The organism is Anabaena sp. CCY 9402-a (assembly GCF_963920945.1).
Classification (GTDB): domain Bacteria; phylum Cyanobacteriota; class Cyanobacteriia; order Cyanobacteriales; family Nostocaceae; genus Trichormus; species Trichormus minutissimus.
This window is the reverse complement of sequence record NZ_CAWUDL010000030.1, coordinates 60,738-69,556: the sequence shown is the minus strand read 5'-3', so window position 1 is coordinate 69,556 and position 8,819 is coordinate 60,738. Positions and strand designations below refer to the sequence as shown.

The following is an 8,819-nucleotide window of genomic DNA, read 5'->3' as shown; positions in this document are numbered from 1 at the left end:
ATGAGTAATGAGTAATGAGTAATGAGTAATGAGTAATGAGTAATGAGTAATGAGTAATGAGTAATGAGTAATGAGTAATGAGTAATGAGTAATGAGTAATGAGTAATGAGTAATGAGTAATGAGTAATGAGTAATGAGTAATGAGTAATGAGTAATGAGTAGTAAGTAGTGAGTAGTGAGTGCTGCGTTGGTAAACAAGTAAAAGCTTACGCAAAGGCGGACACTTGCATGGGTGGGTTTCCCTACCTGTACGCGGAGCGTGTCATAGACAGACGCTCCGAGTACCCTTCGGGGTGAATCCTACGGATACGCTACGCGTTCACGCAGAGAGTATCTGAGGGTCTTGGCACTTTTTTGTGAAGTTTCTGCGGTTGAGTATCTCAAATTACTGCCAAGAGAAAGAAGTCGAAATTTTGTAGAAATGGTAATTTTAGGATCTATGCTTTTAGCAACTAAATAATCTGTCATTTTTATGAGTCGTTCCGCTTGCCTTATTTTTAACCCGGTGGCTGGACAGGGTAATCCAGAGTTGGAATTGGCACAAATTCGGGCAATATTAGAACCGGAAATTACTTTAGATATTTACTTGACAACAGAAGAGATTGGCGGCGATGAGTTAGCAAAGGCGGCAATCCAGCAGGGAGTAGATTTAATTATTGCTTCTGGAGGGGATGGGACTTTATCGGCGGCGGCTTTGGCTGTGGCGGGTACTGATATTCCCTTCGGGATTATTTCACGGGGAACGGCTAACGCTTTTGCCGCAGCTTTAGGAATACCTGATGCTATTGATGTGGCTTGTCGGATAATTTTACAAGGCATCACCCGTGATATAGACATTGCCTATTGTAATGATCTGCCGATGATTCTATTAGCAGGGATTGGTTTCGAGGCAGAAACTGTGGAAATGGCAGACAGGGATGCTAAAAAACGCTTTGGGATGATGGCGTATGTCCTCGCCGGTATTCAACAGCTAAGAGAGTTAGAAATCTTTGATGTCGAGATTGAAACTGAAGACAAAATTATTAAAACTAGTGCTTCGGCGGTAACGGTGGCTAATGCAGCACCCCCAACTTCAGTGTTAGCACAGGGGCCGGCTGGGATTATTTATGATGATGGGTTACTAGATTTGACAATTGTAGCTCCTAATAACAAAGCAGGAGCGATCGCAGCTACCTATCATTTGTTTCAAACCGCCTCTGCTGGAAATGCCGCCGAACGAGATGATATTGGCTATTTACGAGCTAAACAATTTAAAATCACGACTGTTCCGCCACAAAAGGTAGTGGTTGACGGTGAAGTAGCCGGCACAACGCCAATTGAAATTAAATGTGTTCCCGCAGCTTTAAAGGTATTTGTCCCATCAATACCCGAAGAGAAACTACTAGAGAAACTGGAAGGGCTGCCGAATTTGCAGATTGAAATGAAAGAGTGAGGGAGTGGTAAGTGGAAAATGGAGATTAGAGGTTCAAACTTTAGTTTAAAAATGTGAGATTGATCATTATAAACATAAATATTTGAGTTCTGAACTAAAATGTCCTCATGTAGAACCGAAATATTCTCACGCAGAACTAGAGTATTTTCATTTCAAACAGGAATATTCTTATCTAGACATAGAATGTTTTCATTTCAAACAAGAATATTCTCGCTTAGAACTAAGATATTCTCATTTAGAACTAAAACATTCTCGTTCAAACCTCTCTGATTCCCACTCCCCATCACTAAAAAGGAGTAAATTCAATTGAAACTCGTCCACGATCCTCCAATAGCTAAGAAAATCCGGAAGATGCAGCAACGGGTACGTTGGCAAGACTCGTTAATTTTAGAACGGAAGATTGATCAAACTCGTCTATGTCTGGAGGATGGACAAGCTGATGAGAGGGAATTCTCTTTTTTAGTCGTGGGTGATAGTGGTTCTGGTAAACATAAGGGACACAACCCCCAACGAGAGGTAGCAGAATTGATGTTACCCCATCATCAGGAATGTCGTTTTTTGCTACACACAGGAGATGTAATTTATTTGGTAGGGTCGAGTGAATATTATCACCAAAATTTTATTCAACCTTACCGAGAATTACTTGTGGGTGGGGAGCATCCTAAAAAGGTTGCTTACGACGATATGGTGTTTAAGTTACCAGTCCTCCCCGTTCCTGGTAATCATGATTACTATGAGTTACCGCTATTGTTGAGTTTGCTATCGGTGTCAACTTTACCGATGCGATACATATTGCGATCGCGCTTAGATATAGATATTGGTTTGCATGGTTCAGGGGTTGGGAATGCTTACGCTAAGGCTTTTCTCGACTATCTCCAAAGGTTTCGCCTACCAGGAGAATTACCCCACCATTTAGATCAACACTACACCGCTACCACCGACACAGGCCGCGCTCTTGCCTATAAACCAGGATATTTCACCCGCTTACCTAATCGATATTACACTTTTCGCTATGGTGGGATTGATTTTTTTGCCCTTGACTCCAACACATTTAATCAGCCGCAGCCTTTACCAAAAACCAAAAAAGGTGATAGCGATCGCCAAATATTAGCTAGTCGTCAGCAAGATTTAGAACGGGAGAAGATGCAAATTATTGAATCTTCCGCGAAATTAAACGCCGATAACCCTAACGAAGCGGAACAATTAGATGATTTCCACTATAAATTATCCCAAATTGAGGAAATTATTGTTGATATCGACAAGCAGCTAAACACTGATCAAGCACCGCAGACTGACACCGAACAATTAGACTGGCTCAAACAGAGATTAATTGCATCTTGGCATAACTCAGAAGTGCGAGGAAGGGTAATTTACTTTCATCACCCACCGTATGTAACAGAGGCGACAAAATGGCAACAGGCGCAGACTTTGGTAATTCGCAGCCGCCTGCGTGGGGTACTAGATGCAGTGGCTAAAGAAATAGGTGCGCTCAATCAAGGGCAACCTTTGGTAGATTTAGTCTTAAATGGTCATGCCCATTGCTTAGAATACCTAAAAACTCTAGATACTGGACACGCTGATGCTAATATAAACTGGCTCGTTTGTGGCGGTAGTGGTTATAGTTTGCGTCGCCAGCGTACTGAGGGAGCAGATTTAAGTGAAGCTTGGGGAAATGAAGAAAGATTAATAGCGCGATCGCATCTTTTTCTTGGTCGTAATGGACAAGGTTCACAGAAACGCCGCCCTTATTCTTGTGTGCGAATTGATGTCAAAGGCGATGAGCGACCCCAGTTTATTGTTCGTCCTTTAGTAGCAGAATGGTATCAGCGTCAATGGCATAATTATGAGCTAACACCATTAATTCTTTAATATTTTTTCAGTAAATTCACTTAAGAAAACAGTAAATCTCGGCAACAAGCCCAAGCATATCTGCAAATGATTAATCAAGCCTGTAGAGACGGTGCGATGCAGCGTCTCTACTTTGTTTTACACCAGAGATAAGGAATAGACCTGACCATCAATTAATAGTCTGGTAATACCCTTGGCTTGTAAATGGGTGCGAGCCTTATGCAGCATCTTACTATCAGGGACTTTAATCACGCGATCGCGTTTGGTAGAAAAACGCTTGGCAACTCGGTGATTATCAAACACAGGTAGAGTTCTTTGCTGGTTTTCTAAGCTAGGAATTTGTCCTAAATCACCAAAATCCTTGAGTGGTCTGGTAATTAATTCCGAGGAGCGGTCAATTACCAAATAACAAGTTTTGGGTAAAGCTGCTACCGATAATGGTAAGACCTGAACGGGTATTTCTCCCATTCTACGTCTGCTTACAAGAGGTCTTGGCTGTTCAAAATACTCTTCGTCCTCCTCGTAATCGTCTTCATCTTCTAAATCGTCTTCTAAATCCTCCTCATCGTCCAAATCCTCAGACTCGTCTAACAAATCTTCTCCCAGCATTCTGGCAATAGCAGTTACGTCAGATTTGTCATCCTCTAATAAAGGAATGGGAATACTGGCTATTTCCTGCGGCTGTTCTACTGGAATTTCTAATTGCTTGACGATTGGTTGCTTGGGCTTTGGTTTGACCTCTGCTTCTGTGACAGCGCGTTTTCGTACTCTTCTGATAGGGTGGGTTTGCTTGTCTTCCTCTTCTTGCTCTGGTGACGCTACTGGCTGTTCTACCTGCTTTGGTTGCTCAACTTCAGGAGATTTTAAACGTGGTTTTTCCTGACTTTTAGCTGGTACTTCTGGCTCTGGTTGAACAAAAGCAGGTACTTGTTCATAACTGACTTGCGCTCTACCTTCAGGAGTCCTCGCCGCACGTTTTAATGAAACGAGGTATTCGTACTCATCTTCCGGCAAGGTACTTTTTAGCAGGCGGCTAATTGTGGAGTTACTCACGTCATAGCGTTCTGCTAAAGTTGAGGTTGTTTCCGCAGTCTCTCGATATAGTTTGAGAATTTCTTGTTTGTCAGGATTTGTTAATTTTCTCACGGTAGACACCAATGTTTTCTATGCTCGTTTTCTTGTGCGCTCCCGCCTAGTCCGGCTTAATGAGGCGTCATATTCTAGGGCTGCGCCCATACCAAATAACACTCCACTAAACACCCAAAACACTTCTAAGATTTCTCCACTTTGATAATTTGGACCCTGGGCGTATTTAAACCACATATCTGCAATGTAGAGCGAAAACGCGGCCGCTGCAATCATTCTCCAGGATTGGGCAACTCGCCCCCCCCAAAAAGCTAATAGCAGAATGGTAGCGATAATTAACAGCAGGACATCGCTAACTATGTAAAACCAGTTCAAACCCACTACTAGCAATTCTTCTGAGTTGGTTGCTTGCTGCATAGAAATCCACCATGCCAACAAACTACCAAAGACTCCAATTGCTAATACAATGAGCCATTGCCATTTTTCTAGATTAATTCGTCTAGCAGCTACTGCTAAAATCATGCCTACGCCTAGGGATATATAACTTAATACAAAAAACACGTCGCCAATAGACGCATCCGGTTCATCTTTTAAAACTATTTCTGTGTATCCAAAAAATATCCCTCCTAGGACATAAGAAATCATACCTATGGCAATGGCTAGCCAGACGTTTCGACTACTAACAATCTGTTGACTACGCCAATTCCTTAAGCATAAAATCCCAGCACCCAGATAAGCTAACGCTTCAAAAATATTTGTACCAATCACGTACCACTCGGCACGGGTTTCTACACCATCAGATCCAGGAACTTTGGCACTGAATAATAGAAAGTATAGCAGTGCCAGCACTCCCCAGCCAATACTAGCCAAAACTATTTTCTGGGTAGTAAACAGGGATTTGCTCAGGGGCGGTGAATTTTTGTAAGAACTATTCATAGGATTTAACTAAATGCACTCTGGTAAAATTTTGATCTGCAAGAACTTCTATAATCACAATTGTAAGCAAATAGCAACTATCCATAGTTACTTGTTTTGCAACAAGTTTTATGCTATTGCCACAGTTTACTTAGTGAAGATTGATTTAGCCAGGATATAAATAGCGATCGCTCTCCTTCTGGCATATCCTGTAAGTGATTGGCTACTTGATGGGCAAAATTGGCATTACCAAAATAAGTTTTCCCTAGTTTATGTAGTTCTTGTAAGAAACAAACTACATGATTTTCTTTCCAGGGAGGAAGTTTCGCGGATTCAAGGGGGTTATTAGCTACTAAGTATTTCACAGCCTCAACAGAACTAGTCTCAGGAAACTGCTGCTGTTTCAGGACTTCCGCAATATCTTTTTCAAATAATGAAGCTTGCTTTGTCCCCAAGAAATCTTCAATATCCATGTGAACGGCTTGCAACAGCAAAATACTAGCCTGGATAAAAGTGCCGTTTTTGCTATGTCCGCCAGTATCATTATCTATTTGGTCTAAGCGTACCTTACCCCAGACGCTAAAGCGTTCCGGTTCTTCCAACAAGACGCAAGCCTTACCCCGATGATCGGTTAATTCTCTCCACAAAGTTCTTGCTTCTTCTTCTTGTCCAGCTTTGAACACACTAATCAAGCGAAAAGTCTGCCCCTGGTAATGGAGAATCGGCACTTGCTGATCCTTTTTTGGGTGCTGAATGCTTGATATTTCAACATCCTGCCGTTTCAAAATAAACATGGCACTAGCAAATAACTCCTCACAGGGGCTTTGTAGATATGCGATTTATAATCTGATTTGGCAACATCGCCAATAGTGCGATTACTTACGTGGTGTAGGCGATCGCCATCAACACGCAAATAACTTCTAGCTAATTAATAGCCGCTTCGTTGCGTTTTTAGTCTAAATTGACTAACTTGCGCCTAGAATCTTAGCCCTACCAGCCGTAAATCTGCAATTTTTTAATTGCTTATTAGTAGAGGTAACGATATAATCGTCTATATGGCTCTCAAAAAAGCCTGAGTATTCACTTGGGCGCGTAACTCAGTTGGATAGAGTATCCGCCTTCTAAGCGGACTGTCGCAGGTTCGAGCCCTGCCGCGCCTGTTGCCAGTAAATATGAACCTTCAAACACTGTAAAGCAGTTTCGTAGTCCTGTATCAAAAGGGTTCATTGTAAAAAAGTAAGAATATGTTGAGCAGTGATTTTTGGCTGTTCTAAATGGGGTATATGACCACAATTCGCAATCCAAATTAACTGACTGTGAGGAATGGCACGTTTAAATCTTTTCGCATCTTCAGTTCCTAAAATTTTGTCACTATCACCCCATAAAATCAAAGTTGGTTGCTGAATTTCTACCAGTTTTTTAAATCGAAAAGCACTATAACCGCCGCTTTTTGTAAAATTAATTAAAGCCGACGACCAATTTGTCATTTCTAGATGTAATGCACCGCAGCATAGAGCATCAACTGAAGCTAAAGTGATATCTTTATAAGCAGCACGAGAAACGCGATCGCGTACTTTCAGACTCCGCAAAAAATTAGTAGCCCAGGCATCCAAGGGCGGAAACATCAATTTAGTTAACGGTGGACCCCCCTTCAACCCAGCACTGTCAATTAACACTAACTTTTTGACAACTTCTGGGTAAGTGAGAGTAAAATCAATCGCCGCCGCGCCTCCCATCGATGCACCCACTAAAATCACTGGTTGGTTAATCAGGGTTTTCCAGAAATAATACAGGTGGGTTTTAATAGCAATAGGGTTAAATAATATTCCTGAAAGTCTGTCTGTAAATCCAAACCCTAATAAATCCACTGCCCAAGTTTCATTTTCTTGCGCTAGCAATGGTAAAAGCCGCCGAAATTCTAAAACAGAACTATCGAAGCCATGAATTAATAATATTGGTGTACCACCACTACCTTGACGTACATAAGTTGTGGTTATGGGTAAATTAATTAAGGGCGTGGCGATCGCGTGAGTTTGAATACTTTGAGCAAAAGCGATCGAGCTAGGTTCTGTCAGTTGTTCAACGGTAGTAGGTAAGAAACTAGGAAACATCGTCAATAGTCAATAATAAAGAGTATCTTAAGCAGATTACCTGAACTTTGGTAGCGATCGCACAGGTGACAATTTAGCCCGTTCATGAGATTATAGTCAAGCAGAAATCAAACCTCCTCAGACCTTTGACATTTAAATTCTGCAACGCCAGAAAAATATCTCCTTTGTCAAAAAAGGGACAAAGACTCGTAAAATTAATATTACTTATTACTGATAGGAGCTAATGCCATGCCAATGGCTGTTGGCGTAATTGAGACTTTGGGTTTTCCAGCTGTGCTGGCAGCCGCAGATGCAATGGTTAAATCTGCCGCAGTTACCCTGGTGTATTATGGTCAAGCGGAAAGCGCACGCTTGTTAGTTGCTGTTAGGGGTCATGTTTCTGAAGTCCAAACAGCAGTTGCAGCTGGGATTGAAGCTGGTGAACAAGCTTACGGTGGTGAAGTCATCACCCATTACATCATTCCTAATCCCCCGGAAAACGTGGAAACTATTTTACCCATACACTTCACCCAAGAATCTGAGCCTTTCCAAATGTTCTAAGCAATTTCATCAGCATAATTTGTAGCAAAAATGCGTACAATTCACTGATAAACCCACAACCTCATACTTTTATTCATACAGGAGATTACTAATGTCACTACAGGCAGTTGGAGCGTTAGAAACTAAGGGTTTTCCTGCTGTATTAGCCGCAGCAGACGCAATGGTCAAAGCTGGCCGAGTTACCCTAGTTGGGTATATCAGAGTAGGTAGCGCGCGTTTTACCGTCAATATTCGGGGAGATGTTTCTGAAGTTAAAACGGCGATGGCGGCTGGGGTGGAAGCTGTAGAAAAGGTTCATGGTGGAACTCTAGAATCTTGGGTAATTATTCCCCGTCCCCATGAAAACGTTGAAGCCGTGCTGCCAATTGGCTACACCGAAGCAGTTCAACAATATCGGGATTCTGTAGAAAACCCTATCGTCCGAGCATCTAACAGACGTTAGAGCAACTTTACAGGATGAGTATAGAGTAGCAGGGGAGCAGGGGAGACTTAAATCAGTCAACAGTTATCAAGTGACTGATAACTGATAACTAATAACTGTTGATGCCCAATGCCCCGCACCGCAATTTAAAACCTGAGTTAAAGATTTTATTGCCTTAACTGGGCAAAAGATTTCTACATTAAAATGAGCCTGATAGTCTACGCACAAGAAATATTACAAAATTTTCTAATTTTCAAAGGAAAGTTCGTCAGATGAAACTTTTACGGTGCAAACAGCGTCTTTGGGGAAGTAAATTCCAGTAAATCCTCCAAATAATCGTAAAATGTCATTTTTTACCCCCCCTTTTCCAGAAAGGCGCATCTTCTACTTTTTATGTCTTTTTACAGAAAGTATACAAAACTTTAACTTGGGTTAAATACAGGGAAATGCTTGATGTACCGTAATT

8 protein-coding genes and 1 tRNA gene are annotated in these 8,819 nt (G+C 41.7%); 5 read left to right on the top strand and 4 right to left on the bottom strand.

What is annotated here, in order from left to right; translation table 11 throughout:
- Positions 1–472: 472 nt before the first annotated feature.
- Together ACM0OR_RS13245 and ACM0OR_RS13240 are read left to right on the top strand one after the other, a co-directional pair.
- Positions 473–1,432, top strand: a complete 960-nt coding sequence (locus ACM0OR_RS13245; protein ID WP_323268057.1) for a YegS/Rv2252/BmrU family lipid kinase — start codon at positions 473–475, stop codon at positions 1,430–1,432.
- Between the two features lie 306 nt (positions 1,433–1,738).
- The gene (locus ACM0OR_RS13240) at positions 1,739–3,301 is read left to right on the top strand and encodes a metallophosphoesterase family protein (protein ID WP_414576626.1); all 1,563 of its coding nucleotides are present in this window, start codon (positions 1,739–1,741) and stop codon (positions 3,299–3,301) included.
- 117 nt (positions 3,302–3,418) lie between these two features.
- Here ACM0OR_RS13240 and ACM0OR_RS13235 read toward each other — a convergent pair whose 3' ends face one another.
- From ACM0OR_RS13235 to ACM0OR_RS13225, 3 genes are all read right to left on the bottom strand, one after another.
- Positions 3,419–4,426 carry a transposase gene (locus ACM0OR_RS13235; protein ID WP_414576632.1) on the bottom strand — a complete coding sequence of 336 codons (1,008 nt, stop codon included), beginning with the start codon at positions 4,424–4,426 and terminating at the stop codon, positions 3,419–3,421.
- An 18-nt stretch (positions 4,427–4,444) separates the two neighbouring features.
- The gene (locus tag ACM0OR_RS13230; protein WP_414576624.1) at positions 4,445–5,302 is read right to left on the bottom strand and encodes a hypothetical protein; all 858 of its coding nucleotides are present in this window, start codon (positions 5,300–5,302) and stop codon (positions 4,445–4,447) included.
- Positions 5,303–5,415: 113 nt separating this feature from the next.
- On the bottom strand, positions 5,416–6,075 hold the full coding sequence (locus tag ACM0OR_RS13225) for an Npun_F0813 family protein (protein WP_414576622.1): 660 nt from the start codon (positions 6,073–6,075) through the stop codon (positions 5,416–5,418).
- Positions 6,076–6,367: 292 nt separating this feature from the next.
- Here ACM0OR_RS13225 and ACM0OR_RS13220 point away from each other — a divergent pair.
- Positions 6,368–6,441 (top strand) — tRNA-Arg (locus ACM0OR_RS13220).
- 63 nt (positions 6,442–6,504) lie between these two features.
- Here the strand turns inward: ACM0OR_RS13220 and ACM0OR_RS13215 are convergent.
- Positions 6,505–7,392 (bottom strand): alpha/beta fold hydrolase, encoded by an 888-nt coding sequence (locus tag ACM0OR_RS13215; RefSeq protein WP_414576620.1) that lies wholly within the window; start codon positions 7,390–7,392, stop codon positions 6,505–6,507.
- A 228-nt stretch (positions 7,393–7,620) separates the two neighbouring features.
- Between ACM0OR_RS13215 and ACM0OR_RS13210 the strand changes: the two genes are divergently transcribed.
- A complete protein-coding gene (locus tag ACM0OR_RS13210) occupies positions 7,621–7,932 on the top strand; it encodes a carbon dioxide-concentrating mechanism protein CcmK (RefSeq protein ID WP_190699205.1) in 312 nt (103 codons plus the stop codon).
- Between the two features lie 91 nt (positions 7,933–8,023).
- Positions 8,024–8,374 carry a carbon dioxide-concentrating mechanism protein CcmK gene (locus ACM0OR_RS13205; RefSeq protein WP_190699202.1) on the top strand — a complete coding sequence of 117 codons (351 nt, stop codon included), beginning with the start codon at positions 8,024–8,026 and terminating at the stop codon, positions 8,372–8,374.
- Positions 8,375–8,819 lie beyond the last annotated feature (445 nt).